Source organism: Flavobacterium bernardetii, from assembly GCF_011305415.1.
GTDB lineage: Bacteria > Bacteroidota > Bacteroidia > Flavobacteriales > Flavobacteriaceae > Flavobacterium > Flavobacterium bernardetii.
Genome location: NZ_JAANOQ010000001.1, coordinates 899,251 through 925,387 on the forward strand (window position 1 = coordinate 899,251; position 26,137 = coordinate 925,387).

A 26,137-nucleotide genomic window follows, 5' to 3' on the forward strand; every position below is an offset into this window, starting at 1 on the left:
AAAAAGTAAAAAGAGCTAAGTAAAAAGGGATAAGTTAAAAGTTTAAAGAATATAAAAATGAAAAAAATAATATTTACAGAAAAAGCGCCTGCTCCTATTGGTCCATATAACCAAGCAGTTTTAGTTGGAAACACGTTGTACACTTCAGGACAAATTGCTATTAACCCAGCAACGAATGAGTTGGTTTTAGACAACATTGAAGACGAAACTAAGTTGGTCATGGAAAACTTAAAAGCCGTATTAGAAGCCGCTGAAATGACTTTTGAAAACGTAGTGAAAACTACAATCTTCATTAGCGATATGGGTAACTTCGCTAAAATTAATGGTGTTTACGGTTCTTACTTCAATGAAGCTACAGCACCCGCAAGAGAAACGGTGCAAGTAGCGTGTTTACCAAAAAATGTAAACGTAGAAATTTCTGCAGTTGCGATAAAATAAACACTCTTTTATATAAAAATACAAATCCTCATTTTGTTCGCAATTTGAGGATTTTTTTGTGGGAAATATTTTATATTTACAACCATTAACCAAAACTTAATAAATAAATGTCCGCAAATTTATGAGTTAGTGGTAATTTTTTGCCAAATTCAAAAAAATCATGAAATCAGAAAAAGAACTTTTTACAATCGCCGAAAAAATCTACCATCAGTATCGTGAATCAAGATATCCAAAAGCTATAGAAGCCTTCAAAAACTTACTGAATTATTATCCAAATCATATTGAAGGATGGAGTATGTTGTCAACAATGCAATCATGTGCTGAAAATTATGAAGATGCAATAGATTCAATTGAAAATGCAATCAAACTTGATATTAATAACATTTCTCTTTGGAATCAGAAACAACTTTTGCTTTATAATATCAATAGGTTAGAATTTGAAGGATCTACTTTTTACAATCCAGAAACAGATTCAGAACATACATTAAAACAATTCAAAAATAAAACGGAACTACAACAAGAAATCCTATCATGTTGTAACATACAAATAAGTATTGTTCCTAAAGATTACTATAATCTTGGAAATTTATACGAAGATAAAGGAGACGTTTTAGAATCATTGGAAGAATGGGATAATGCCATTGAAGCTTTCAAAAGAGCCATTATTTTCCATGAAGAATATGACGATAGTGATTTTATAAATCCAATTGCTAGATGTTACTTTAACATGGCTAAAATTTATGAATTACAAGATAAATTTCTTTTAGCTGTAGAATCTTATGACAAATCTTTTATGATAGATAACGAAGAAATAATTTTAACTCATAAAGCTCGTGCACTAAGAAAAATGGGGGATTATCTAGCGGCAGAAAAGGTGGAGACTCAGTTTATCGAAATAGCAACAGATCAATTTAACGAAACTAAAGATCTGGCATATATGTATCAAATAATAGACGTTTATAAAGAAACTAATCAAATAGACAAAGCGTTTGAAACATTTTATGAAATGGAATCAAAGTGTAAAAAAGATGAAGATCTAGAAGAAAATCTTTTAGCTATAAAATTGGATCTATTACAATTAAGAAACTGAATAAACACATTAGCACATTTAGCTTAAACTTAAATTAAACAAAGATTTACATCACATAACTAATAAATAATGAAAAGAGAATTTAAACTCATAATAATTGCCTCATTTATATTTACGATTTCATGCAAACAAAATCAACCGAAAGATTCTGAAAATATTATTACTCCAACGAATCTAACTCCTGATAAAACAAAACCTGAAGCTAATTCTGACCAAACAGAAATGAATGACGAATCATATAATGATGAAATGGTAGAAAAAATTATAAAAAAAATAGATGAGATTAATATTTCTGCTAGTCAATCCAACAAAGTAGAAACTAAAATTTTATTAAGCGAAATTGAAAACACACCAGTTACAGTATGGTATAATAATGACAAAACACCAATAAAAGCTGAATTTGGTGTCACAGATGATGGAGGAGAATTTACCGGTAAGTTTACTCTATATTTTAATAATGGTAAGCTATGGTGTAGCGATTGGGATCTTGCTAAATTTATCTTTGATGAAAATGGAAAATTGAAATATTGGCTAGATGATTCATGGAAAATAAGTGAGACTGAAGAAACTGCTGGGCCTTATTTTAAACAAAAAGAAGAAATAAATTTCAATATTTTAAATGAAATATTAGCCAAAGTTAAATTTGAATAAAAACTACTACCAACAACGGTTTAGCACAATAGTTATAATTCAATAATTCACAAACCGATTTTTTGTTTACCAAAGTAATAATGATAAAACCTTAAAGAAAAAATGACCAATAACTACATAACAAATCATCTTAGACTTTTAAAAAATAGATATTATTCAGATTTTGAAGCAACTGAAAATGTTGATGATTTTTTTATAAAAATTTTTGATCAATTAAAAGATTACGATTTTGATAACTACAAAAAAAAATTAAAACAGGAAATTTTAGAAGGCATCCAATATTCTCTAAAACAAAAGACTAATGACACAAGAAAATTAAATGCTATTCATTTTGAATATGGTGGCTTTTATTATGAAAAAGATGTAATAGCAAACCCTTTTGGAATTTTTGCAGATAAACCTATAGAAATTAAACCAGAGCAAACAGACAACATTTACTTTAAAGAAACTCATGAATTATTAAGTCAGATAGACATAGAATTTGGGGATTATGAATTAGTTTATGAATTTTATGGGCCTTGTGGAATTACTTTATCATTTTTTGATAATCTTGAGCAATTAGAGTATGATAATTTACCAGAAAAATATCAAGAAATAGAAGAGAACGAAGGTATTTATTGGGAAATTGGTTGTAGTGAACTTGACAACGCCTATACATTTGCAGGTTTTTATGCAGTACATGAAGTTCTCTTAGAACTAGACAAAGAAGGAGCTTTTGAGATTATCAATTATGACAAAGGATTTATATTTACAATTGGATTACATGAAAATGCCCAATATTTACTTTTAATTAAATAAGTTACTTTTAAAAAATAACAAATAGTATGAAAACAACATTAACACTACTCTTTTTAACTTTTATAACTCAAATATTTGGGCAAACTTCTCAACTTGACAAAATTGAAAGTGAGATAAAGGAAAATGCAATGATGGGAAAGTTTGACAAACAAATTATTGATCTAAACAATGACGGCAAAGACGATATTATTTATTTATACCAATGCGGTGAACCAAAATGTATTAAAGTATTCCTAAACGTTGGTGGACTTTATAAAGAGCAAATAAGTGAACAATGTACTTCCTCTTTTTTATGGAATGTTGAGAACAAGAAAATTTTGAATTTGGGTTTAACACATTGTTGCGGAGAAAGTCCTTATTTTTCAAACAGAACATTTGAATTTAATCAAACATCTACAACACTTAAAGACAATTATGTTTTAACAAATAGCGAATACACTGAACAAATATCACTATTGACACCCTTTAGTTATTCAACAAATCCTTTTTTTGTAAAAGTTAGCCTTGACAATTATAATTTAAGATTTTCACCAAGTATAGAAAAATTAGAAGGAAAAGCTAAGGAAACATTCACCTACGCTTGTGAAGATGGAACCAACATCATCGCTAAATTAAAAATAACTTCGAGAATTAAAGTGCTATCTGAACTTATAGAAAAAGATAGAAAATGGCTATTTGTTGAAGTCGAAAATAGCATGATTGCAGAGAAATGTAATCCAATCAACTTTGAATTTAAAGAGCAAAAATTACGAGGCTGGGTAAGTGACAAATATGTCGAAAGAGAATAACTACCACCAAGCCATAGAACAATAAAAATAATTTTAAAACAAATTTATAAAATGGAAGAAACTGTAAATAAACCAATACAAAAGTTTGAAAGTGATAAGAAAAAACCTCCCTATTTGATGGGACTTTTAGGATTTATTCCTCTTGTTGGTTTTTTTGTTGGCGTTGTTTTAATAATTCTTGGCATTACACAATACAAAGACAAAAAGTTAACCCTAATCGGACTCGGTGGAATTCTTTTTACAGTTATAGTTTATTCTTCTATCTATTACATTGGAGTTGTTTCAGATTTAGGAAAAGACAGTTGGGGACAAGTATCTCAAATTCATTTGAATCGCTTAATTAAAAACGTTGAATATTATAAAATTGAAAATGGTAAATATCCAGATAGCTTGCAACAATTGGAATCAGAAAATGAAGTTGTATTTATTCAAGATCTTACTCAAGGAGTAAATGAAAAACAACAAAAATATTTTAATTACGAAAATCTTGGAGATAAATTTTTACTCTTTTCTTCTGGCAATGATAGAAAACCAAATACAAATGATGATATTTATCCTAAAGTAAAGAAGAATACAAAAACGGGGTGGGTGAAAAACAAATAAAATAAAAAAAATAAAAATGAAAACACATACATTTTTTATAATAGTATTCCTGATGATAACTAAATCTTATTCTCAAGAAACTTCAAAAATTAAAGATATTGATGTAATAGTAAATACCATTAATCAATCCAATTATCAAATTACAAGAGACACTATAATTTTGGATAAACCAGAATATGGGTTAAAAACGAAAACTTATTTAACTATGAAAGTTGATAAAAATCAACTTAAGAAATACGAGAATTTAGTTTATACAACTATGAGTCTAGATGGAAACTCTCGAGAAATGACAACATCAACAACATTTTATTATAATGAAAATAAATTAATAAAAGTTGAAGAATATATGATGGAAGGTAGTAATAAAAAAGTAATGGATTGGTATTATTTTGAAGACAAACCTTTGTACTACACCTTAAAATCTGAAAAAGCTGAAGGAAGGGCAAAGTTGTTATTAAGTATGTCTGAAGCAATGTTAAAACAAATAATTAAATAAAAAACATCGCTATACAACAGATTTGCGATCCGTATTACCTTTCGTTTGCGATTCCTTTCACTTTCATTAATAAACAACCACAATGAAACTACCTCCATATCCTATTTTCCCAACGCTTTCTGGAGAAACAATTTCATTGCGACAAATTGTAGCTGAAGATATTAAAGACCTTATTGAAATTTCTTTTTACGATGGTATTCAAGCAACTTCTGTACAAAAAGCTACAGAAATGCAAACTAAAATAAACTTAGACTACGCGAACGGGAATTCTATTCATTGGGGAATTGCAGACAAACTAACAAACAAAATTATCGGAACTTGTGGCTATTATCGTGGACTCGATAAAGGTGCTGGAGAACTTGGTTGCATCTTATTACCTAATTATCGCGGACAAGGTTTTATGACTTCAGCCATGCAATTAGCCATAGAATTTGGACTAAATACTATCAAGCTAAATCGTATTTGGGCCATAACAACTAAAACCAACGAAAAAGCAATACAACTTCTCGAACAACTTAATTTTATCAAAATTGCCGATTTAGAGGATAACGAAATTGAATACGAATTAAGAACCAATTAATTCAAAACATCCCAATAGCGCGAATTCCTCTCATAAAACACGAAACATTATACTCACCAAGACTTGATAGGTATAAATACAAATCCTAATTTGAGTTAATTTGTGGAAATTATTTATATTTACAAACAACAATAAACACTTATAATTATTTGTAAACGAATGTTCACATATTTATGAGTTGTGTGTAATTTTAAAAAAAATGAGAAAGAAAATATTTTTACTATTGACTTTTATAAATTTTATAAATGTTCATTCCCAAAAGTTAACTGGAACTTGGATTTTAGAAAAAACAATTTATGAAAATGGAAATCCTTTGGAAATAAATCATATTTCATATTCAATTTTTACCAAATATGATTTTTTAACAAACTCAATTAAAATAAATGACCAAAAATTTAATGCTAAATATTCAAATAATTCAATAAAACTAGATTTCAGAGAATTGCTTTTTTCATTCGAAAACAACAATTTATTAATTCAGGAAAAAGGTGATGACAAGATTCAAATTCTATCAAAAAAAGAAGATTTTTTAAGTAAAAACATTGAATTCAAATCAGATATTGAAATTAGAAATCAAGATACTCTTTACATTTCAAATGAAATTTATAAACCACAATTTAATAACGAATTAACTTTTGAAGACTTTTTAAGAAAAAACATCTCGAAATACACATCTGAATCAACAAAAAATAATTTATTTAAATCAGAATTTGTTTTGTCTAAAGATGGAAAAATTAAAGACATTAAAATTTTAAGCGGTATTTCAAAATCATTTGATAACGAGTTTATTGTTGCATTAAATAAAGCTGAAACGTATTTTAAAAATGAAACTGGTAAAGACTTTTTAATAAAACATAACTTTAATTTCTTTCAAATGTTTAAAGGGTTAACTGAAAAAATAGAGAAAGAGTTTTATGCGATTCACAAAAAAGGGAATTTACACTTTGAGAATAACGAATTTGATAAAGCAATAATCGAATATGAAAAACTTAATCTTATGGATTTAAATTCTACAAGAGAAAGATTGGGTTTTTTATACAGTGAAACATTTACTAATTTAGGAATTTCATATTTAGCTGTTAATAAAAATGAAGAAGCTTGTAATTCATTTTTAAAAGTTGGCGACATAAAAAATTTTAAAGTCCGAAATTATATTATTAACTTTTGTAAATAAAAAAACTACACACAACAGGCGTTTGGCAAGATTGCGAATTTTGTAGTAAATACATGTTTACATTTCGCAAGAAATTTTATCTTTGATAGAAAATAATCGGTTCCGAACTTCGCAACCTCGCCAAGCGCCGGAACGTTGTAAGCGATTTAAAACCCTACTTCATGAGAACTATATTCTATACATTTTTAATATTTTTTTTGGTAGTTTCTTGTAATAAAAATGTTGAACAAAATGAGCTGATTAGAAGTTAGAAAAGAATAGATAATGTTGAACAAAAAGAACTAATTGGAAGCTGGAAAAGAACAAATTTGGATTCTCAATATCCTAAAAATTATAGTCTGAAAACAACTTTCACTAATGATAGTTTGATTTTTGAAGAATACGATAAAAAAAAGTTGGTAACCAGAATAAGTTCAAAATATAAATTTGACGAGGTAACCAAAATTATCAATTATGATGCTGGAAATACAAAAATTGAATTAAAAGTATTGAAATTAAATAACTCAGAAATGGAATTACTGAATAAGAATCAGAAAAAACCAATGAGATTTAAACTTACTAAATAAAAACCTACTGCTAACACCCGTTTGGCAAGATTGCGAATTTTGTAGTAAATTCACGTTTACATTTCGCAAGAAATTTTATCTTTGATAGAAAATAATCGATTCCGAAGTTCGCAACTGACGCCAAGCCTGAGAACGTTAGCGGTCAGTTTTGCGGAACGCAGAAAAATCGTAAAAAATAAAATTTAGATTGAAATGAAACTTGAACCAATGATACCAATTAGAGTTTTTCCAAACGAAGAATTTAGGGAAATTATAATTGAAGATAAGCTAAAATTGCGTTACGCAATTTCCAATAAAGGAAGATTAATTAGTTTTATAAATGATATAAAATTTGGCAGAGAATTAAAAGGCGGAACTGCTGATGGCTACAAGATATTCAAATATAAAATCTACAATGATGGAAAGATAACTAACAAACATATATTTTTCTCAAAACTCATTGCTGAATATTTTATACCAAAAACTTCAGAAGAACAAACTTGCGTCTTACATTTAGACAGAAAACGAGATAATGACGATTACAGAAATTTGAGATGGGCAACAAGAAAAGAAATGCTTGAGTTTTGGAATAAAAGTCCAAACGTTATTAACGCAAGAAAAAGATTAATTGAGCATAACTTAAAAGCAAACGGAAGAAAACTAACAGTTACCAAAGTTATGCTAATAAAAAAACTTTTAGCAAAACCTGAACAAAGAACAAGATTAAAAATGATTGCAAAACAATTTGGCGTAAGTGAAATGCAAATCAGAAGAATAAAAAGTGGAGAAAATTGGAGTCAAGTGAAAATTTAACAAAAAAACCGAACGGCTAACAAGCATTTGTCAAGATTACGAATTTTGTGGTAAATTCACGTTTACATTTCGCAAGAAATTTTACCTTTAACAGAAAATAATCAGTTCCGAAGTTCTCAATTGTGCCAAGCGCCGGAACGTTAGCAGTAACCTTAAGTAAAAACGTTTAAATTCAAATATTTATGAAAAAACATATTATAATTTGTTTATTATTTTTAGGAATTTTTGAATTGGTATCTTGTTCGAAAGAACCAGAAGATAATCATCCATACTATAAGTTCAATGATTCTGATTTGAATTTAATCATAAATTACAATTATATAGAAAACCAAATAATAACTTATGAAAATCAGTTTGGAGAAAAACTTCACTATAAAGTTATGTCAAACATTTTTAAAAAAGAATCTAAATATTCGGGAAGTGGTTTTGTAGGTAGTTACAGTTCTTTAGACTACTACTATGACAGCAAAATTGTACGTCTAGAAATTGTTGAAAACGAAAGTAATTATAGATATAATCAGGTCATTTATAATTTTTCTAAAAGTCAAAATATCTTTAAAAACACGCTAAATAATCCAATTTGGAATACGGAATCAAGTAGTACATTTTATGACGATGTGGATAGACCTTTTAACATTGAATTAAATATATACAATTCAAATAATAAAATTCAGTTAAACATTAATGGACATACTTTTAACAAAATAGTCGAAATTAATTCAAATAATAACACTACTACATTTCCACCAATTTACGGAGCACTTTTGACTAAAAATGTAAATAAAGTTTTATATGATTATGATTTTGGAATTGTAGAATTTGAAGATATTGATGGTAAAGTATGGAAGGTAATATATCCATAAAATACTACTGACATAACGCCCAATATTAATAAGAAAAATGAATGAAAAAAATAGTTTTAATTTTAATTATCGTAATTTCAACTTCAAAAGTATTTTCTCAAACAAATTCAAACGATAAAAAATATTCCGAAGTAGAATTGAATAAAGATTTAGATTTTTTGGTAAATTCTATAATTCAAACACATCCTAATCCTTTTTCAAAGATTTCAAAAAAGATTTTTTTTGGTGAAGTCGATAAAATCAAATCAAATTTTAAAAGTGGACTTGATTACAGAGAATTCTATAGATTAATTACACCGCTTGTTGCATCGATTGCTGATGGACATACTTCAATTAAATTTCCTGGAAGGAAAATTTTAAATGACGGAAGTAAATTATTTCCATTTTCAGCAACTTGTAATTTCAAAAAAAAATCAATTATTTTAAACGAGTTTTTCGGAGAACATTCTTCAATCCCATCGAATGCAGAATTAATAAGCATAAATAATATTTCTTCTGAAAAGATTATAGAAAAAATCATAGAAAACACAAGTGGTGAAAGCAAAGAATACAGATTAAAAATGGGTTCCAATTTTTACTTTTTTGGAATGATATTAAAAACTTATTTTGATTTTAACGAAAATTTTGAAGTTAAGTACAAAGCAAATGATACTATTGAAACTAAAACAATCGAAGCCATAAGTTTTAAGAATTTTATGGATATTGCTAAATCAAAAAAAAGTCCTAAAAATCAAGTTGTTGATGAATCTGCCGATTATATTTTAACTGTAAAACCAGAAATTAAAACGGCAATAATTGATTTCAAATACTTTAATGATGAAGAAAAATTTGACTTATTTCTCAAAAAATCATTTGATTCAATTAACAAACTTGGAATTAAAAATTTAATTATTGATATTCGAGCAAATGGTGGTGGGAATTCAGCTTTAGGCGACCAACTTTTTAAATACATTGCAAGAAAACCATTCACTCAATTCGGAAAAACCACCATAAAATTCAGTCAATTACAAAAAGAGTATTATGAACAGAATTGCAAAAAAGACAGTACATTTTGTGAAACTTATAAATATATTTCTAAGCAAAAAAATGGGAAAATAGTAAATCTGAAAAGCGATGGATTAATTGTTCCTAATAATTCTCCAAACCATTTTGATGGTAATATATACCTTTTAACAAGTTTAAGAACATTTTCGTCTGCTTCAAATTTTGCGCAATGCTTCAAAAACTATAAAATGGGAACAATAATTGGAGAAGAAACAGGCGGTTGGATAGTTTGTTATGGTGACAAGATAATCACAAAACTTCCAATTACAGAAATGCCTTTAACAATATCAACAAAAAAATTCTATACTATTGGTTCGACAGATAAAGATTCTCACGGAATAATTCCTGACATAGAAATTGATGCTGAAAAATCTTTAGAATTTGTACTAAATAAAATAACAAACGAAAAATAAAAAACATTTGCCCACAACCGTTTGGCAAGATTGCGAATTTTGTAGTAAATTCACGTTTACATTTCGCAAGAAATTTTATCTTTAACAGAAAATAATTAGTTCCGAAGTTCTCAACTGTGCAAAGCGCCGGAACGTTAGTAATACTGCCTGAAAAACGCATAAATCTTAAATTCAACAAATAATTAAAGAAAAATGAAAAAACACTTATTAAGTTTATTGGTAATAACGTCAATTTTTATGTTAGTTTCTTGTAATGGAAACGAGAATGAAAATAAAAATTCTGAAGCGCAAAATCCAGAAGCGTTACAAGATAACATAAAACTAAGAAGTTTATCGAAACGAGGTGGGAATTTAATTGACGAACTTTATGCAGAATTAGTAGAAAAAACTCCTGAATTAAAAAAATTAGAAACAGAATTAGAAACGTTTCAAGAAACTCAATCTGAAACTCAAAATATTTTTTACAATTATGACGAGAAATCAACTCAATTTTATAAAAACGCAAGTGGATTTACAAATCGAATTACTGATAGTTTAAGTAAAAAAAGAATTTTAGCTTTAATCGAAAAAAGTAATAAAAAATACGATTCGGAATCTGAAGAAATTAATGAACTTGTAAAACAAATTTCTAACTCTCAAAATTCAATTCAAGATAATCATAATATTCTAAAAATAGTTTTGACAATTCCACTAATAGAAAAATATCAAAAAGAAAATTTACCAAAAAAGGAAGTGTTTTTGAAAACTATAGCTAAACAAAAAGAATTGAATAAAAAAATAATTGAGAAAACACCAAAGTACTAATAAGTACTACTACCAAAAACCGTTTGGCAAGATTGCGAATTTTGTAGTAAATTCACATTTGCATTTCGCAAGAAATTTTATCTTTATCTATATAATCGATTTTGAAATTTGCAACCTCACCAATAGTCGGCCCGTTAGCGGTAAGTCTACAAAAAATTAGAAAAAATGACAAAAAATAGCATTTCAAGATTACAATATTTAATCGATACAATTCCTTCTCTATTAACAGAGATTGAAGAAATTAAATTTTCAGAAAAACAAAATCTTGAAAAATGGAGTAAAAAAGAAATATTAGGACATTTAATTGATAGTGCTACAAACAATCATCAACGCTTTGTCCGATGTCAGTTTGAAAATATTCCTAAAATAGTTTATGACCAAAACAATTGGAATAAATTCAACTTTTATCAACAAATTGACAAAAATCAAATTATTCAATTTTGGACAATTTATAATAAACAATTAGTTCATCTAATTAAGAATATTCCAAATGAAAATTTATTGAAAGAATGCAAAACTAGTGATGATAAAAACTATACAATTGAGTATTTAATTTCAGACTATGTTGAACATTTAGAATATCATTTACAACAAATTGTAGAATACAAAAAATAATGAAAACGATTTTAATAACAGGGATAAATAAAGGTCTTGGAAAAGAACTTTTTAATAAATTAGTCGATAAAGGATATTTTGTATTCGGATTATTGAGAAACGAAGAAACGTATAAAGAGCTTCTAAAAAACAAACCTAAAAATGTTGAACTCATTTTAGCAGACATTTCTAATGATAATTGCATAATTGAAATCAATAAAATCGTTAAAGACACTACTATTGATTTGGTTATAAATAATGCAGGAATTGGTGGTGAAGGAATGAATTTAGAAAGTGCAAATTCAAAAGAAATCATTGATTTAATTAATGTTCATTGTCTTGGCGTTTTAAGAGTTATGAAATCTATCTCACCAAATTTAATTCAAAATAACAAAACCACAGTTATCAATCTTAATTCAAGATTAGGTTCTATAACGCATCAAAGTATTGGAACTTTTAAAAATTTAGATGTTAGTTATTCCTACAGAATTGCAAAAGCATCTCAAAATATGCTAACAAATTGTTTGCGACTGGAGTTTGAAGGCATAAATTTTGTGAGTTTAACTCCAGGAAAACTAAAAACAGCTTTAGCTCAAGTTGATGCAAATCTATCACCATCAGAAAGCGCTCAAAGAATTATTGAACATTGGGAATTAGAAAAATTTGAAAATACTAATGGTATATTGGAAGTGCCAAACAAAATTATGGAATGGTAAAATTAAACATACAAGATAGCTAAGATTTACATCCCAAGCCGCGCAAAGTCTCCCAACTTTGAGTTTTTCTTAATAAAAAAAATCCGTTGACAGTAATTCAAAAAAAAACAAAATATGAAAGTTTTAAAAATAATTTTAGCCATTTTATTATTATCAGGAGCAGGTTCAGAATATGCGAATGCAAGTCGAGAACTTTTAACTTTTACTTCACCTGGTGTTTTAATTGGTTGTTTTTTAGTTGTACTTTTTTGTGCTTGGATAGTTGGTAGTGGAACATCAAAAGAGAAAGTTAAAATTATTTCATTTCAATTTCTGAAATATGTTGCCGTTTGTTTTGGTATATTTTTAATTTTTGCGTTCGTAAATTTTACTACTTACAAAGCAATTCCTGAAAAAATCACAATAAATGGAATTGAAATCGATATAGCTGAAATGATGAATGGCTCAAAAAAAATAATTCCTGATGAAAATCAAAGACGATTATATTGCATTTGTGTAGTTACAAAACTTGCAAATGATACTAACATTTCAGAAAAATATAGAACTGAATTAAAATCCGGTAAAATTGATAAAATTCTAATTTCATTAAATACTGAGAATAAATTGAGTGTTCTAAATTTGGAAGAATGTTTTGACTCAAATACTAAAATGATTTGGACAGATCAAATAGAAGAATCCTTGAAAAAAGATATTTTAAATAATCTTAAAAATAGTAAATATTCGAAAACCAATGACTTAAATAAATTTTGTGATTGTCAAATAACTGAATATAAAAAACTTTCAGCAAAAGAATTATCAAGTGAAGAATTTACAAATTCACAAAAAAAGATGAATATTGAAAAGGAATGTGATTTGAAAAGTAGAATTAAATAAAAGAATTCGATTCCGCGGATTTGCAATCAGTTCCAATAAAAAATTCATAAAACACACCGACAACTTCTAAAAACGCTCCGACAAAGTCTAAAAACACTCCGACAACTTCTAAAAACGCTCCGACAAAGTCTAAAAACGTTCCGACAACTTCTAAAAACGCTCCGACAAAGTCTAAAAACGTTCCGACAAAGTCTAAAAACGTCCCGACAACTTCTAAAAACGTTCCGACAACTTCTAAAAACGCTCCGATAACTTCTAAAATTGCATCGGGAACTTCTAAAAACGTATCGGGAACTTCTAAAAACGTATCGGGAAGTTCTAAAAATGTATCGGGAACTTCTAAAAACGCATCGGGAACTTCTAAAAACGTATCGGGAACTTCTAAAAACGTACCGGGAACTTCTAAAAACGAATCGGGAAGTTCTAAAAACGCATCGGGAACTTCTATAATAACAAAAGACCTAACAGAAATTCAATAACTGTTAGGTCTAACTATATAAAACGTAAGAAATTTTATTCCTCCAATAACAAAGCATTTAACAACATTTGTGCTGTAGCCTCATTTGTTGCTAAAGGAACATTATGTACATCGCAAATACGAATCAACATATTAATATCTGGTTCGTGCGCATGACTACTTGAGGGATCTTTAAAAAACAACACCATTTTGGTTTTACCTTCCGCTACCCTAGCCGCAATTTGTGCATCACCACCTAATGGTCCGCTTAGCATTTTCTTTACTTTTATGCCCGTAGCTTCCACTTTTCCGCCAGTAGTTCCTGTAGCAATAATTTTAATATTTTCTTTTAGTAAAATGTCGCGGTTTTTGTTTAAAAACTGAACCATATCGGCTTTTTTACCATCGTGAGCAATGACTGCTATTTCCATTTTTTTATTCATACTTTATGATTATTTCAATATACCTGTCAGTCAGAGCGGAGTCGAAGACCAACAAGACACTTCGACTCCGCTCAGTGTGACATTATATAAGATTTACTTATTCTTCAACTTCAATATGCGAATCTTTCAAAGTGGCTTTCAAAAATACAAATCCTACAACTCCAGCCACTAGTGAAGACAATAGAATGATAAATTTAGCATTATTAATTACGGTTTCATTATCAAAAGCTAATAGAGTAATAAAAATCGACATCGTAAAACCAATTCCTCCTAAAAACCCAACACCTAAAACCGATTTCCAATTTAAGTCGCTAGGCAATTTACAAAATCCAACTTTCACTGCGATAAACGTAATTAAAAAGATTCCTAGAGGTTTTCCAATTATTAATCCGAGTGCAATTCCTAAACTATAATTTTCTGTTAGAATTTCAGAAATATTTCCACTCATTACAATGGCTGTATTCGCCAAAGCAAAAATAGGAAGAATGATAAAAGCCACAGGTTTATGAAGAAAATGTTGTAAAATATACGAAGTTGATTTCTCACCACCATTTCCAAAAGGAATCGCGAAAGCCAATAAAACTCCAGTAATTGTTGCATGAACTCCAGAATTCAGCATGAAATACCACATAATCACACCACCAATTAAATACGGAATTAAATTTTTGACTTTAAAATATTTTCCTAAAATATATAAGAACACAAACATGCCTAAGGCAATGAATAAGTTCGTCCAAAGTAAGGTTTTAGTATAAAAAATAGCGATGATTAAAATCGCACCTAAATCGTCAATAACGGCTAAAGCGGTTAAGAATATTTTTAATGAAAGTGGCACTCTATTTCCTAATAACGACAAAACTCCTAATGCAAAAGCAATATCTGTAGCCATCGGAATTCCAGCTCCTGATTGGGTTTCTGTACCAAAATTGAAAAATAAAAATATAGCAGCTGGAATTAACATTCCTCCTATTGCTGCAAAAATAGGCAATAATGCATCTTTAATATTCGATAATTCGCCTTGATATATTTCTCGTTCTAATTCTAAACCAATTAACAAAAAGAAAATAGTCATTAATCCATCATTAATCCAATATTCGATACTTTGACCTGCAAATTCGGTTAACCAAAAATGATGATAGCTTTCGCCAAAAGAAGAATTAGCAAGTAATAAAGAAAGTAAAGTACAAATAATTAAGACTAATCCACCAAGTTTTTCGCTTTCAAAAAAGGCTTTAAATAGTTTGGTGATTTTCATAGTTAATAGAATTATATTAGTAAGTACTCTTACAAAATTACGATTTTTTACCGACTTTTTCAAATAAAAAACCTTAGTAAATAGTACTATTCACTAAGGTTTTGATATTTTAACTAACGGAATTAGTTTTATTTTTTTTTAACTATTGGCTACATGAAACTCAATTAAACCATCAATTGGTCTTCTCAAAACATTTCCTAATTTAATCCCGTATTCATTCAAGATTGCTTCTAATTCGTCTTTCAAATAAAACGCGATAGAACCAATAAAATGAACAGGAACTTCTTTATAATTTTCAAATTGCGTGATGTAATTTTCTACAAAAGCAACCATTTCTTCACGTATAAATCCTTGACAAATTTCCTCGTCTTTATTCTTGATTAAAAATTCGGCAAACGTTGCTAAATAGGCATTTGGATTAGGTTCTTTATAGAAGTTTTGTTTAATTACATCAGCTTCTAAATTATATTCTTTTTCAAAACTTTCTGCTAAATGTTTTGGCATTTTATTAAAATAATACGCTCTAATTAAATGACGTCCAAAACGGTTTCCACTGCAATCATCCATCGCAATATAACCTAAAGATTGTACTTTTTGATGCAAAACATTTCCATCAAAATAACTACAATTTGAACCTGTACCTAAAATACAAACAATGGCTTTTTCATTTTTTGGAGTAGTCGCAAAAACGGCTGCATACGTATCTTCGTAAACCGAAACTTTTGCATTGGAAAAGTATTCTTGAAAAACTTCCGTTAAAAAATTCTTCATTCTATCGGTACCGCAACCTGCTCCGTAAAAATATAAGAAATCAGCTTTATCTTTATTGTGAGAAATATCAAATTTAGCTTCTAAACGAGCAATAATTTCTTCTTTTGTTAATACTTCTGGATTTAAACCCAAAGATTGTGTAGTAAATAAAATTTTTCCATTCGAATCAATGGCAATCCAATCGGCTTTTGTGGAACCGCTATCTACAAGTAATTTCATTTTAGTTTAGTTAGTGATTGGCAAAAATAAAAAAAGTGATTCGTTAATAAAAACAAATCACTTTTTTAAATATTATTTTACAGAATTAATATGTACCGCTAAATCAATTAATTTGCTTGAATATCCGTATTCATTATCGTACCAAGAAACCAATTTGAAAAATGTTGAGTTTAAACCAATTCCGGCTTTTGCATCTACAATTGAAGTATGAGTATCAGATACAAAATCTTGAGAAACCACATCGTCTTCTGTATAGCCTAAAATTCCTTTCATTGAAGTTTCTGAAGCATTTTTAAGGACTTTCATTATTTCTTCATAAGTAGTTTCTTTAGCTAATTTCACAGTTAAATCGACTACAGAAACATCAGCAACTGGAACTCTCATTGACATTCCTGTTAATTTTCCTTTTAATTCTGGAATTACTTTTGTTACCGCAACAGCAGCACCTGTAGAAGAAGGAATAATATTTAATAAAGCCGAACGTCCACCACGGAAATCTTTACGAGAAGGTCCGTCTACGGTTAACTGTGTTGCAGTTGTCGCATGAATCGTTGTCATTAATCCTTCCACAATTCCGAAATTATCATTGATAACTTTTGCTAATGGCGCTAATCCGTTTGTTGTACAAGATGCGTTTGAAACAATTGTATCTGCAGCAGTAACTTTCTCGTGATTTACACCCATTACAAACATTGGTGCATCTGCAGAAGGTGATGAAATAACTACTTTTTTAGCACCACCTTTAATGTGAGCATTTGCAGTTTCTAAGGTTGTGAAAATTCCTGTACATTCGGCAACAACATCAACATCTACTGATGCTTCATCCCATTTAATTAATGTTGGATCTTTTTCTGATGTAACACGAATGTATTTATCATTTACATATAATTTTCCCTCTTTTACTTCAACTTTTCCTGCAAAACGACCATGAACTGAATCGTATTTTAATAAATATGCTAAATGATCAACTGCTAATAAATCGTTGATGGCTACTACTTCTACATTTTCTCTATTATATGTTTCTCTAAAAACAATTCTTCCAATTCTTCCGAATCCGTTTATTCCTAATTTTACTGTTGACATATGTTATAAATGTTATAAATATTTGATTCCGATGGAATCATTTTTGGTTTTAATTGATTGTGGATTATATATATGATTCCGCTATAAATATTTGATTCCGATGGAATCATTTATGATTTTAATTGCTTGTGGATTATTATATATGATTTTGCTATAAATATTTGATTCCGATGGAATCATTTTTGGTTTTAATTGATTGTGGATTATTATATATGATTCCGCTATAAATATTTGATTCCGATGGAATCATTTATGTCTATCAAAATCGAAAAGTTGCTCTTAACTTATCTCTTTTTACTTTTTACTTTTTACTTTTTACTTTTGCCTTTTTACTTTTGCCTTTTGCCTTTTTACTTGGCTCTTTTTACTTGGCTCTTTCTCTATGAAGAAACGATATCTGAAACTTTTACCAGTTCCATATCAATTTCGCTTTGTCCTTTAATGGCTTGTTCTAATGGTGTTAATGCAATTTTATCTTGCAAAATTCCCACCATAAAATTCGATTTTCCTTCTAATAAACTTTCTACAGCTTTTACTCCCAATCTTGATGCTAAAACTCTATCGAAACAAGACGGTGCGCCGCCTCTTTGCATATGTCCTAATACGGAAACTCGAACGTCATATTCTGGCATATTTTCTTCTACATAATCTTTTAGTTCGAATACATTTTTACCAATTTTATCACCTTCAGAAACTACAACAATACTTGATGCTTTTCCAGATTCTTTACTTTTTTTTAATGATTCTAACAATCTCTCTAATCCGAAATCTTCTTCTGGGATTAGAATTTCCTCTGCTCCTGCTCCAATTCCAGCGTTTAAAGCAATATGTCCTGCATCTCTTCCCATTACTTCCACAAAAAACAATCGGTTATGAGAATTAGCAGTGTCTCTAATTTTATCAATCGCTTCAACAACTGTATTTAAAGCCGTATCATATCCTAAAGTATGACTTGTTCCGAAAATATCATTATCAATAGTTCCAGGAATTCCAATTACAGAGAATCCGAATTCTTCATTAAAAATTTCTGCACCTGTAAAAGAACCATCGCCACCAATAACAACTAATGAATCTACGCCACTTTCTTTTAAATTATCGTGCGCTTTTTTTCTACCTTCTGGTGTCATAAAATCTTTAGAACGAGCCGTTTTTAAAATCGTTCCTCCTTTATTGATAATGTTTTTTACATCACGAGGTCCCATTGGTTTAAAATCGCCTTCAATCATACCTTGATAACCACGGTAAATTCCAACACATTCTACTTTATAATAAGCACAAGCACGAACAACAGCTCTTATGGCTGCATTCATTCCTGGAGAATCTCCACCCGAAGTTAATACTCCAATTTTTTTAATTGTTGATGACATATTCAAAAATTATATTATTGTAAATTTAGCAAAGGAAATTACATATTATGCCAAATAATCAAGTTATTTTTCAGCATAATAATAGTTTCAAACGTTTTCGTTAATAATTTTTTGGGTTTAAACTGAAATTCACAATATGAACCCAGTTAGATTCCACTTTAAAGCAAAAGAGTATTGAATCGAAAATTTAAATTAATCCAAATCATTAATATCTGGAACTCTGTCTTTAGGGTCGACTTTTTTCTCTTCTTTGATTTGTCGCTTTCTAGTTTCCTCAATAAAATTGATAAACTCTGGATTCGTTTCAGAATCATCCGATTCATCAATAGGTCCATTAGAATTATCTTTTGATTTTTGAGATCTAAATAACTTTTGCAGTAATTCTTTAAAATCATCAAAATCGACACTATAAGAAAGACCAATTCCTTGAGTATAACCAACGTTTTGACCTATTGTATTAGAATTTAAGTCATTTTCTTTATTGAAAACGTTCGCTGTTAATGTACCGTCTGTGTTTAATCGCATTTCAACTTCAACATTTCCAACTACATACGATTGGTTGATACCACCAACAGGAACTCCAACGTTACCATTAATACTAATCTTATCATTAATCTGCGTAGTTAATGTCACTAATGCTCTATCTGAGATTTCTTGTTGTTTGTTTCCTAATTGATAATTTACACCAAGTTTTAATTTATTTTCTCCATCGGATAATACATCTCCAAAAACACTACTTGCTTTTTCAAATAGCGAACCAAAATAATTGGTATTATTTGGTGCAATAAATCCTCCAGTTGCTAATAAGGCAAATGCTTGTTGTTGTCTGAAATCTTTATCTTGTAATTTGTATTCCAAATCACTTTTTAAAACAGAACTAACATTTGGGAAAATAATATTAAAATCAGATTGTGGTGCATTTAACTCTCCCGTAATTCCAATTGTTACTTCGGTTGGGATTTTTTGGTTAAAACTAGAAGTCTCTAATACAACATTTGGATTGGCTTGAGTTTTGTAAACGGCTTCTAAATTTAGTTTGGCTCCTAATGGATCACCTTCCCAACTTATAGTTCCACCTTTTTTTACCATAAATTTCTTATCGATAAAACTTCCATATCTAAATAAATATTCTCCTTTACTTACGATAAAGTCACCATTCATTTGGAATTTACCCAAAGTGTTTATACTCATATACATAGAACCAAAACCACTTCCTTTCATGGCGTGTCCGTTATCTCTGTTTAAAATGACTTCAATTTCTGCATCTGGAGTAATTTCAAAATCGAAATTTAAATCGATTCCTTGATATGTTTTAGTCGGTTTGTTATTTGGATTCTTAATACCATATTTCTCTTCCCGAGTTGTGAAATGTATTTCACCACTACCGCCTCCACTTTCAGAATCGTTTACAGGAATTTTAATTGAAGTACCACTAGCACTTTCTCCTTTGGCATTAATTACTAAAGCTTCAATTGGCCCTTCAATAGTAGCAAAACCATCAAAAAAGGCTTTTCCATAATAATAGGCATCATCAGAATCTTTAGTATCTAAAACTAGTAACCTTTCTGATGTAATTCTCAAATCCATTTCCCAATCAGCAAATTTATCATGTGAAATGGTTCCACTTAAAACACCTTTAGTTTTTTCAGAAGTAGTATCACTAATATCAATATTTCTGAAAATAAATTTCTCTTCTGTTAAATCAATAATTGAGTTTTTTTCAAAATCGTAATCTACATTCAAATATGGAACTCTCATTCCGGCATTTGATAAATATAAAATACCATCAACTTCTGGATTATCATAAGGACCAACAATATGTGCTCTACCCGAAGCGAAACCACGAACATTATCTAAAATCCCAGTTAAGAACCCACCAATTGGCTTAATATTAAAACTTTGAAAACCAGCATCAAGATTTAAAATGGTTTTATTATTAACCACTTCAACAAATCCAGTTGTAAAAAAGGTTTCTTCACCTTCGTGTGAAATGGCAGCATTAACATCAAACTTCTTGAAACTTTCATCTCCAGAAACGTCTAATTTTAAGTCACCAACTGGAATATCATTTACCACTAAACTATCAATGGTTAAATTGGTTGAAGGTTCATATATTAAATTATCTTGTTTGTATTTTAACTCTCCATTCAATCTTCCACCAAGATCTAAATTCTTAATATCAGGTGTGACTTTGGAAATATCTACATCATTAAATGTAAAATTAAAATCTTTAAAAGTACTTCCTCTCATTTCACCATTAAAATCAATAAATTGATTATTATGTGATAAGGTTAACTGATTGAAATTGAAGTTTTTAAAACCTTTGTCAAAAACTACAGTATTTCCTTTAGTTTCTTTTTCATTAATATACCATTGGAAATTCTTGAAGGTAATATCAGATTTTTTGAATCCAATTACAGATTGCTTATTTTCATCAATAGTATGATACAAGTTCAAGTCAAATTTATCTTCGCCTTTTGCTCCGCCTTTAAACTCCGTTCTAGCAAATAAAGTATCGTTTAACGTTAAATTAATTAAACTAAATTCTGAGATTTTATAATTTTTAGTATTTAAACTATCTAACTCAATATAAGCATTATATAATGGGTTTTTATTATCAATATCAACTTTAATTCCGTTAAATTTATTTTCGAAAGCATTTACAAATGGCGATTTAAAATCAAATTGAAACAAACCATCATCGGCATTTATCTTTCCTTTTACACGAGTATTTTCTCCAATAGTAACATCTGGATAAAAAACTTCAAAAATCTTGTTATAAATCGTAAAATCAAAATCTAAAAACTGATTTTTTGATAATTTATGGGGTGAATAATTGGCATATAAACTACCAACCGCGTTTTCTACAATTTTTCTAATTTGTTTCGTTTGATATTTTCCAACAATTTGTCCGTCAATCATATCTGACGAGTTTAAAGTAATTGTTCTAACATTTTCACTATCAAAAGAAGAAGAAATATAGGCATTATCAAAAGAATAATCTGCTTTTTGATTGGCATAAGAGATATTTTCTAATTCTACAACTCCAGCCAAATCTTCCAATGTATTTCCTTTGGCTTTAATTGTAATATTTCCAGAGAAAATAGATTTAGCATCTTTGGTATACAGATTTGTTTTTTTAAGATCCGCATATGCAATTTTGGCATCAAAATCGTATTCTTTTTTCTTTTTACTTAAATCAACTAAACCATCGAAAGTCATTTTTAAGTTTGGATCTTTACTGTTCAAAGAACCTTTAAAATAAGGCATCTTGAACGTTCCATCTACATCTATATTTCTATACGTATAGCCGTTATATTTAAACTGACCAATATTTCCTTTCGCTTTAGTGTTCAAATATTTTTTAGAAAAACCAGTTCCATTAATATCTAAAACCACTGAAGTTCTTCCTAAATCTTTCTCATCAAGAAAAGCACCTAAATCGAAATTATCTAATTCAAATTGTCCGTCATAAGTCGCACGATCAATATTGTCTAATTTATCCATTTTGAAATCACCAATCACATGACCTAATTTCGAAAACAAATCGACATCAGCAATCACCCATTTCTGAGTCATTTCTACATCTCCTTTTAAATCAACACGACCTAATTTTTGTAACTGCTTCGGTAAATTTTTTCCTAAAAGATTAGGCAAAACCTTACTTACACTTGCCTGACTAGCGGTTAATCTATCAAAACTTCCTTTCATGTAAAATTTCTGATCGCCTTTTCCGAAAAGATTTTTCAATTGAAGATTTCCGACTACTTCATTATCATTTAAATCGTTGAATTTTAAATTATTAAATTTCAAATCGTTTAAAGTTCCTAAAATATGAGAATCAATATAAAATTTCTGATTTTTTCCGAATTCTGGATAAAAGAAATTTAAATCATTACTCGAAATTTTTCCTTCTTTTATGTCTAAATCGAAAATTACTTTATTATTGAAATCCTTGAAATCTTTTCTGTCGTAACGCAATTCAGTTCTTCCTTTAAACGAAGAATTTTCCGTTTCTAATTCTAATTCGTTTAATAAAATATTCTTTTTGGTATAGGTGAAATCAGAAGTTAAGTTTTTCATTACTAAACCTCTATGGTCTTTAAACGACATTTTATAAACATAAGAGTACACACTAGAGCCTTTTACGAAAAAGTCATCTAATTGTCCATTAAGATTAGTAAAGTCCAGTAATTTTGGGGTTTTTAGATTTTCATCAATATATCTAAAACGACTATTTTGTAACGCAATAGAATTGATTTTTAATCTGAATTTTCCTGAAGAAGGTCTTCCAGAATTGTCATCAAAAGCAGCTACAAATTTATCTAAATTGGTCTCTTTTTCACCTTTGTATTGTTTGATTTTTAAGTTTAATCCATCTGCTAATAAATCTCCAAAATAGGGATGACCATTATCAAATAGCTTTTTATAACTTAAAATAGAAGTATTAATTCTGTTAAAATAAAATAAAGTATCACCATGATGATCTCTTGTTAGAACACCTTTCAATTTTACGCCACCAAACGGATTGATTGCTACTTTTTCAACAGTAATATCAACTTTATACTCTTCTTTTAACCAATCAGTTGTATATTTTCCAACTTCAGTTTGAACAACAGGTAAGGCCAATAGTATGGCTACTATAAGCAACAAAAGTAATATTCCAATTATGGAACGAACAAATATTTTTTTTACCGATTTGATATATTATTTATTTAATTTTGAAAAACAAATCTATTTTTATTTGCTTATAGCAACAAAAATAAGCAATTTTGTAGGACATTTACAATTGTTTTATACCAAATTTCATGCCTAGTATCACAAATTCTAAAAATATTTACACTTTAGCTATAGAAAGCTCATGTGACGACACATCTGCCGCAGTTTTATGCAATGATAAAGTGTTGTCAAATATTGTGGCTGGACAAAAAGTTCATGAAGAATATGGTGGTGTAGTTCCTGAACTTGCTTCTCGTGCACACCAGCAAAATATAGTTCCTGTAGTGGAAATGGCGATCAAAAAAGCCGGAATTACAAAAGAAGAATTAAATTGTATTGCTTTCACCCAAGGTCCAGGATTAATGGGTTCACTTTTAGTTGGAGGAAGTTTTGCCAAATCATTAAGTTTAGGATTAAATATTCCTCTAATTGCTATCAATCACATGAAAGCGCACGTTTTGGCTCATTTTATAGACGAAGAAGGATATGATAAACCAACATTTCCGTTTATTGCTTTAACTATTTCGGGAGGTCACACGCAAATAATTAAAGTTTCAAGCTTTTTCGATTTAGAAATTATTGGTGAAACAACTGACGATGCTGTTGGTGAAGCGTTTGATAAAAGTGCTAAAATATTAGGACTTCCCTATCCTGGCGGACCTTTGATTGATAAATATGCACAATTAGGAAACCCAAAAGCTTTTCCTTTTACGAAACCAAAAGTGGATGGTTTGAATTTTAGTTTTAGCGGTTTAAAAACTAATATTTTATACTTTATTCAGAAAAAAGTAGCTGAAAATGAAAATTTCATCGCCGAAAATTTAAACGATATTTGTGCTTCTATTCAATATACCATTATTGAAATTTTAATGGATAAATTGAAATTGGCTGTGGCCGAAACAGGTATCAACCAAATTACAATTGGTGGTGGAGTTTCCGCGAATTCAGGAATAAGAAACACACTAAAAGAAGCCGAATCAAAATACGGATGGAAGACTTATATTCCAAAATTTGAATACACAACAGACAACGCTGCAATGATTGGAATTGTAGGTTATTATAACTTTTTAGAAGAAAATTTCAGCACATCTGATGTCGTTTCTAAAGCAAGAATTGAATTTTAAAAACTATGCAATTATTCTATAATTCCGAAATAAAATCAGGTGATACAACGTTTACTTTTGACAAAGAAGAAAGCAAACATATCATTAAAGTTTTACGCAAACAAGAAGGACATAAAATACATATTACGAATGGATTAGGTTATTTATTTATTTCTGAAATAATTTTAGGATTAGAAAAAAAATGTGAAGTAAAAATCATTGAAGAACAGTTTTTTAAACCGTCTACTTTTCATACACATATCGCCGTTGCTCCAACCAAAATGCACGACAGAATGGAATGGTTTTTAGAGAAAGCTACCGAAATCGGTATTCATGAAATTACACCAATTATTTGTGAACATTCGGAAAGAAAAATTTACAAAATTGATAGAGCAGAAAAAATTATTCAATCAGCAACGAAACAATCTAATCAATATTATTTACCGAAAATAAATGAAGCGATAACACTTTCAGAATTCATTAAAAAAAATCATGATGGACAAAAATTTATTGCACATTGTGAAGAAACAGATAAGAAATCATTCTCAAAAGAAATTGAAAAAGACAAACCTGTTACTATTTTAATTGGTCCAGAAGGCGATTTTTCCACAAAAGAAATCAAATTAGCTTTAGAAAATAATTTTATTCCTGTAACTTTGGGAACCACAAGATTAAGAACTGAAACCGCTGCTTTAGTAGCTTGCCATACAATTGTATTGAAAAATGAATAAACTTTTAGTTTTTGGAATTTTATTAGTCTGGAATTTGGGATTTTCCCAAGACATTGCTGTTTTGAAATATTCTGGTGGTGGCGATTGGTATGCCAATCCAACTTCTTTACCAAATTTAGTTACCTTTTGCAATCAAAACATCAATACGAAATTGAATACAAAAGTCAATTCTGTAGATGTAGGTAGCGCAGAATTATTCCTATATCCTTTTGTTCATATGACAGGTCATGGAAATGTTGTTTTTAGCAATAACGATGTTCAAAATCTTAGAAATTATTTAAATGCTGGAGGATTTTTACATATTGATGACAATTATGGAATGGATGAATACATTAGAAAAGAACTTAAAAAATTATATCCTGATAATGCACTAATTGAAATTCCGAAAACACATCCAATTTTTCAAGCGCCTTATTCTTTCCCAAATGGATTACCAAAAATCCACGAGCACGATAACAAACAACCCATGGCTTATGGGATTTTCATCGAAAACCGATTAGCACTCTTATACACTTTCGAATGTGATTTAGGAGATGGATGGGAAAGTCCAGAAGTTCACAACGACCCTTTGACTATCAGAGAAAAAGCTTTAAAAATGGGTGCCAATATTTTAAACTACGTGTTTTCAAACTAATTCTATTTGTTAACAATTTTCTTTTCAACAATTTTACCTAAAAAATAAATATTTTTTTATATTTGTATAAGT

The 26,137-nt window shown here is 29.0% G+C and carries 26 protein-coding genes; 20 read left to right on the forward strand and 6 right to left on the reverse strand.

All coding sequences use genetic code 11. From position 1 onward, the window contains the following. Positions 1–57 precede the first annotated feature (57 nt). The 17 genes from G6N05_RS04390 (at position 58) to G6N05_RS04470 (ending at position 13,283) form a co-directional block, all read left to right on the forward strand. Complete coding sequence (locus G6N05_RS04390) at positions 58–438, forward strand: RidA family protein (protein WP_166125327.1); 381 nt, start codon at positions 58–60, stop codon at positions 436–438. Positions 439–598: 160 nt separating this feature from the next. Next, positions 599–1,528, forward strand: a complete 930-nt coding sequence (locus tag G6N05_RS04395) for a tetratricopeptide repeat protein (RefSeq protein ID WP_166125328.1) — start codon at positions 599–601, stop codon at positions 1,526–1,528. Between the two features lie 69 nt (positions 1,529–1,597). Further along, entirely contained in the window at positions 1,598–2,179 is a 582-nt protein-coding gene (locus G6N05_RS04400) for a hypothetical protein (protein WP_166125329.1), read from the forward strand. Between the two features lie 102 nt (positions 2,180–2,281). After that, positions 2,282–2,977 carry a hypothetical protein gene (locus G6N05_RS04405; RefSeq protein WP_166125330.1) on the forward strand — a complete coding sequence of 232 codons (696 nt, stop codon included), beginning with the start codon at positions 2,282–2,284 and terminating at the stop codon, positions 2,975–2,977. A gap of 26 nt (positions 2,978–3,003) precedes the next feature. Further along, positions 3,004–3,765: a hypothetical protein gene (locus G6N05_RS04410; protein WP_166125331.1), complete on the forward strand. Its 762-nt coding sequence runs from the start codon at positions 3,004–3,006 to the stop codon at positions 3,763–3,765. 51 nt (positions 3,766–3,816) lie between these two features. Continuing rightward, positions 3,817–4,368 (forward strand): type II secretion system protein GspG, encoded by a 552-nt coding sequence (locus tag G6N05_RS04415; protein ID WP_166125332.1) that lies wholly within the window; start codon positions 3,817–3,819, stop codon positions 4,366–4,368. A gap of 16 nt (positions 4,369–4,384) precedes the next feature. Continuing rightward, positions 4,385–4,864 carry a hypothetical protein gene (locus G6N05_RS04420; RefSeq protein ID WP_166125333.1) on the forward strand — a complete coding sequence of 160 codons (480 nt, stop codon included), beginning with the start codon at positions 4,385–4,387 and terminating at the stop codon, positions 4,862–4,864. Between the two features lie 82 nt (positions 4,865–4,946). Further along, positions 4,947–5,444 carry a GNAT family N-acetyltransferase gene (locus G6N05_RS04425; RefSeq protein ID WP_166125334.1) on the forward strand — a complete coding sequence of 166 codons (498 nt, stop codon included), beginning with the start codon at positions 4,947–4,949 and terminating at the stop codon, positions 5,442–5,444. Between the two features lie 199 nt (positions 5,445–5,643). Continuing rightward, positions 5,644–6,618, forward strand: a complete 975-nt coding sequence (locus tag G6N05_RS04430) for a hypothetical protein (RefSeq protein ID WP_166125335.1) — start codon at positions 5,644–5,646, stop codon at positions 6,616–6,618. Between the two features lie 308 nt (positions 6,619–6,926). Further along, the gene (locus G6N05_RS04435) at positions 6,927–7,184 is read left to right on the forward strand and encodes a hypothetical protein (RefSeq protein ID WP_166125336.1); all 258 of its coding nucleotides are present in this window, start codon (positions 6,927–6,929) and stop codon (positions 7,182–7,184) included. Positions 7,185–7,376: 192 nt separating this feature from the next. Beyond that, complete coding sequence (locus G6N05_RS04440; protein ID WP_225875123.1) at positions 7,377–7,976, forward strand: hypothetical protein; 600 nt, start codon at positions 7,377–7,379, stop codon at positions 7,974–7,976. Between the two features lie 182 nt (positions 7,977–8,158). Further along, positions 8,159–8,839, forward strand: coding sequence for a hypothetical protein (locus G6N05_RS04445; RefSeq protein ID WP_166125337.1), 681 nt, complete (start codon positions 8,159–8,161; stop codon positions 8,837–8,839). 41 nt (positions 8,840–8,880) lie between these two features. Further along, a complete protein-coding gene (locus G6N05_RS04450; protein ID WP_166125338.1) occupies positions 8,881–10,296 on the forward strand; it encodes a S41 family peptidase in 1,416 nt (471 codons plus the stop codon). Between the two features lie 192 nt (positions 10,297–10,488). Further along, a complete protein-coding gene (locus tag G6N05_RS04455; protein WP_166125339.1) occupies positions 10,489–11,100 on the forward strand; it encodes a hypothetical protein in 612 nt (203 codons plus the stop codon). A 165-nt stretch (positions 11,101–11,265) separates the two neighbouring features. Further along, positions 11,266–11,715, forward strand: a complete 450-nt coding sequence (locus G6N05_RS04460; protein ID WP_166125340.1) for a DinB family protein — start codon at positions 11,266–11,268, stop codon at positions 11,713–11,715. Continuing rightward, positions 11,715–12,410, forward strand: a complete 696-nt coding sequence (locus G6N05_RS04465) for an SDR family NAD(P)-dependent oxidoreductase (protein ID WP_166125341.1) — start codon at positions 11,715–11,717, stop codon at positions 12,408–12,410. The genes G6N05_RS04460 and G6N05_RS04465 overlap by 1 nt, the downstream gene beginning before the upstream one ends. A 114-nt stretch (positions 12,411–12,524) precedes the next feature. After that, positions 12,525–13,283, forward strand: a complete 759-nt coding sequence (locus G6N05_RS04470) for a hypothetical protein (RefSeq protein WP_166125342.1) — start codon at positions 12,525–12,527, stop codon at positions 13,281–13,283. Between the two features lie 513 nt (positions 13,284–13,796). On the opposite strand, the gene G6N05_RS04475 is transcribed toward G6N05_RS04470, so the two are convergent. The 6 genes from G6N05_RS04475 to G6N05_RS04500 all read right to left on the reverse strand — a co-directional run bounded on the left by G6N05_RS04475 (position 13,797) and on the right by G6N05_RS04500 (position 23,582). Continuing rightward, positions 13,797–14,171 carry a methylglyoxal synthase gene (locus G6N05_RS04475; protein ID WP_166125343.1) on the reverse strand — a complete coding sequence of 125 codons (375 nt, stop codon included), beginning with the start codon at positions 14,169–14,171 and terminating at the stop codon, positions 13,797–13,799. A 109-nt stretch (positions 14,172–14,280) separates the two neighbouring features. Continuing rightward, entirely contained in the window at positions 14,281–15,438 is a 1,158-nt protein-coding gene (gene nhaA, locus G6N05_RS04480) for a Na+/H+ antiporter NhaA (RefSeq protein ID WP_166125344.1), read from the reverse strand. A gap of 138 nt (positions 15,439–15,576) precedes the next feature. Next, positions 15,577–16,428 (reverse strand): N-acetylglucosamine kinase, encoded by an 852-nt coding sequence (locus G6N05_RS04485; protein WP_166125345.1) that lies wholly within the window; start codon positions 16,426–16,428, stop codon positions 15,577–15,579. A 72-nt stretch (positions 16,429–16,500) separates the two neighbouring features. Beyond that, the gene (gap, locus tag G6N05_RS04490) at positions 16,501–17,511 is read right to left on the reverse strand and encodes a type I glyceraldehyde-3-phosphate dehydrogenase (RefSeq protein ID WP_166125346.1); all 1,011 of its coding nucleotides are present in this window, start codon (positions 17,509–17,511) and stop codon (positions 16,501–16,503) included. A 380-nt stretch (positions 17,512–17,891) separates the two neighbouring features. Further along, complete coding sequence (gene pfkA, locus G6N05_RS04495; RefSeq protein WP_166125347.1) at positions 17,892–18,878, reverse strand: 6-phosphofructokinase; 987 nt, start codon at positions 18,876–18,878, stop codon at positions 17,892–17,894. Between the two features lie 192 nt (positions 18,879–19,070). Further along, entirely contained in the window at positions 19,071–23,582 is a 4,512-nt protein-coding gene (locus G6N05_RS04500; RefSeq protein WP_449404051.1) for a translocation/assembly module TamB domain-containing protein, read from the reverse strand. A 104-nt stretch (positions 23,583–23,686) separates the two neighbouring features. Here G6N05_RS04500 and tsaD point away from each other — a divergent pair, with 104 nt between their 5' ends. From tsaD to G6N05_RS04515, 3 genes are read left to right on the forward strand one after another with little or no spacing between them, the layout of a single operon-like run. Continuing rightward, positions 23,687–24,721 carry a tRNA (adenosine(37)-N6)-threonylcarbamoyltransferase complex transferase subunit TsaD gene (tsaD, locus tag G6N05_RS04505; protein ID WP_166125348.1) on the forward strand — a complete coding sequence of 345 codons (1,035 nt, stop codon included), beginning with the start codon at positions 23,687–23,689 and terminating at the stop codon, positions 24,719–24,721. A gap of 5 nt (positions 24,722–24,726) precedes the next feature. Beyond that, positions 24,727–25,431, forward strand: coding sequence for a 16S rRNA (uracil(1498)-N(3))-methyltransferase (locus tag G6N05_RS04510; RefSeq protein WP_166125349.1), 705 nt, complete (start codon positions 24,727–24,729; stop codon positions 25,429–25,431). Further along, the gene (locus tag G6N05_RS04515) at positions 25,424–26,065 is read left to right on the forward strand and encodes a DUF4159 domain-containing protein (protein WP_166125350.1); all 642 of its coding nucleotides are present in this window, start codon (positions 25,424–25,426) and stop codon (positions 26,063–26,065) included. The genes G6N05_RS04510 and G6N05_RS04515 overlap by 8 nt, the downstream gene beginning before the upstream one ends. The last annotated feature ends 72 nt before the right edge of the window (positions 26,066–26,137 follow it).

What these genes read in the sequence shown, in the direction of transcription:
- G6N05_RS04390 (WP_166125327.1), top strand. Translation starts at nt 58, where the DNA reads ATGAAAAAAATAATATTTACAGAAAAAGCGCCTGCTCCTATTGGTCCA.
- G6N05_RS04450 (WP_166125338.1), top strand. Translation starts at nt 8,881, where the DNA reads ATGAAAAAAATAGTTTTAATTTTAATTATCGTAATTTCAACTTCAAAA.
- G6N05_RS04395 (WP_166125328.1), top strand. Translation starts at nt 599, where the DNA reads ATGAAATCAGAAAAAGAACTTTTTACAATCGCCGAAAAAATCTACCAT.
- tsaD (WP_166125348.1), top strand. Translation starts at nt 23,687, where the DNA reads ATGCCTAGTATCACAAATTCTAAAAATATTTACACTTTAGCTATAGAA.
- G6N05_RS04465 (WP_166125341.1), top strand. Translation starts at nt 11,715, where the DNA reads ATGAAAACGATTTTAATAACAGGGATAAATAAAGGTCTTGGAAAAGAA.
- G6N05_RS04425 (WP_166125334.1), top strand. Translation starts at nt 4,947, where the DNA reads ATGAAACTACCTCCATATCCTATTTTCCCAACGCTTTCTGGAGAAACA.
- gap (WP_166125346.1), bottom strand. Translation starts at nt 17,511, where the DNA reads ATGTCAACAGTAAAATTAGGAATAAACGGATTCGGAAGAATTGGAAGA.
- G6N05_RS04460 (WP_166125340.1), top strand. Translation starts at nt 11,266, where the DNA reads ATGACAAAAAATAGCATTTCAAGATTACAATATTTAATCGATACAATT.
- G6N05_RS04440 (WP_225875123.1), top strand. Translation starts at nt 7,377, where the DNA reads ATGAAACTTGAACCAATGATACCAATTAGAGTTTTTCCAAACGAAGAA.
- G6N05_RS04445 (WP_166125337.1), top strand. Translation starts at nt 8,159, where the DNA reads ATGAAAAAACATATTATAATTTGTTTATTATTTTTAGGAATTTTTGAA.
- G6N05_RS04420 (WP_166125333.1), top strand. Translation starts at nt 4,385, where the DNA reads ATGAAAACACATACATTTTTTATAATAGTATTCCTGATGATAACTAAA.
- G6N05_RS04510 (WP_166125349.1), top strand. Translation starts at nt 24,727, where the DNA reads ATGCAATTATTCTATAATTCCGAAATAAAATCAGGTGATACAACGTTT.
- G6N05_RS04455 (WP_166125339.1), top strand. Translation starts at nt 10,489, where the DNA reads ATGAAAAAACACTTATTAAGTTTATTGGTAATAACGTCAATTTTTATG.
- G6N05_RS04400 (WP_166125329.1), top strand. Translation starts at nt 1,598, where the DNA reads ATGAAAAGAGAATTTAAACTCATAATAATTGCCTCATTTATATTTACG.
- nhaA (WP_166125344.1), bottom strand. Translation starts at nt 15,438, where the DNA reads ATGAAAATCACCAAACTATTTAAAGCCTTTTTTGAAAGCGAAAAACTT.
- G6N05_RS04415 (WP_166125332.1), top strand. Translation starts at nt 3,817, where the DNA reads ATGGAAGAAACTGTAAATAAACCAATACAAAAGTTTGAAAGTGATAAG.
- G6N05_RS04430 (WP_166125335.1), top strand. Translation starts at nt 5,644, where the DNA reads ATGAGAAAGAAAATATTTTTACTATTGACTTTTATAAATTTTATAAAT.
- G6N05_RS04405 (WP_166125330.1), top strand. Translation starts at nt 2,282, where the DNA reads ATGACCAATAACTACATAACAAATCATCTTAGACTTTTAAAAAATAGA.
- pfkA (WP_166125347.1), bottom strand. Translation starts at nt 18,878, where the DNA reads ATGTCATCAACAATTAAAAAAATTGGAGTATTAACTTCGGGTGGAGAT.
- G6N05_RS04470 (WP_166125342.1), top strand. Translation starts at nt 12,525, where the DNA reads ATGAAAGTTTTAAAAATAATTTTAGCCATTTTATTATTATCAGGAGCA.
- G6N05_RS04485 (WP_166125345.1), bottom strand. Translation starts at nt 16,428, where the DNA reads ATGAAATTACTTGTAGATAGCGGTTCCACAAAAGCCGATTGGATTGCC.
- G6N05_RS04475 (WP_166125343.1), bottom strand. Translation starts at nt 14,171, where the DNA reads ATGGAAATAGCAGTCATTGCTCACGATGGTAAAAAAGCCGATATGGTT.
- G6N05_RS04410 (WP_166125331.1), top strand. Translation starts at nt 3,004, where the DNA reads ATGAAAACAACATTAACACTACTCTTTTTAACTTTTATAACTCAAATA.
- G6N05_RS04515 (WP_166125350.1), top strand. Translation starts at nt 25,424, where the DNA reads ATGAATAAACTTTTAGTTTTTGGAATTTTATTAGTCTGGAATTTGGGA.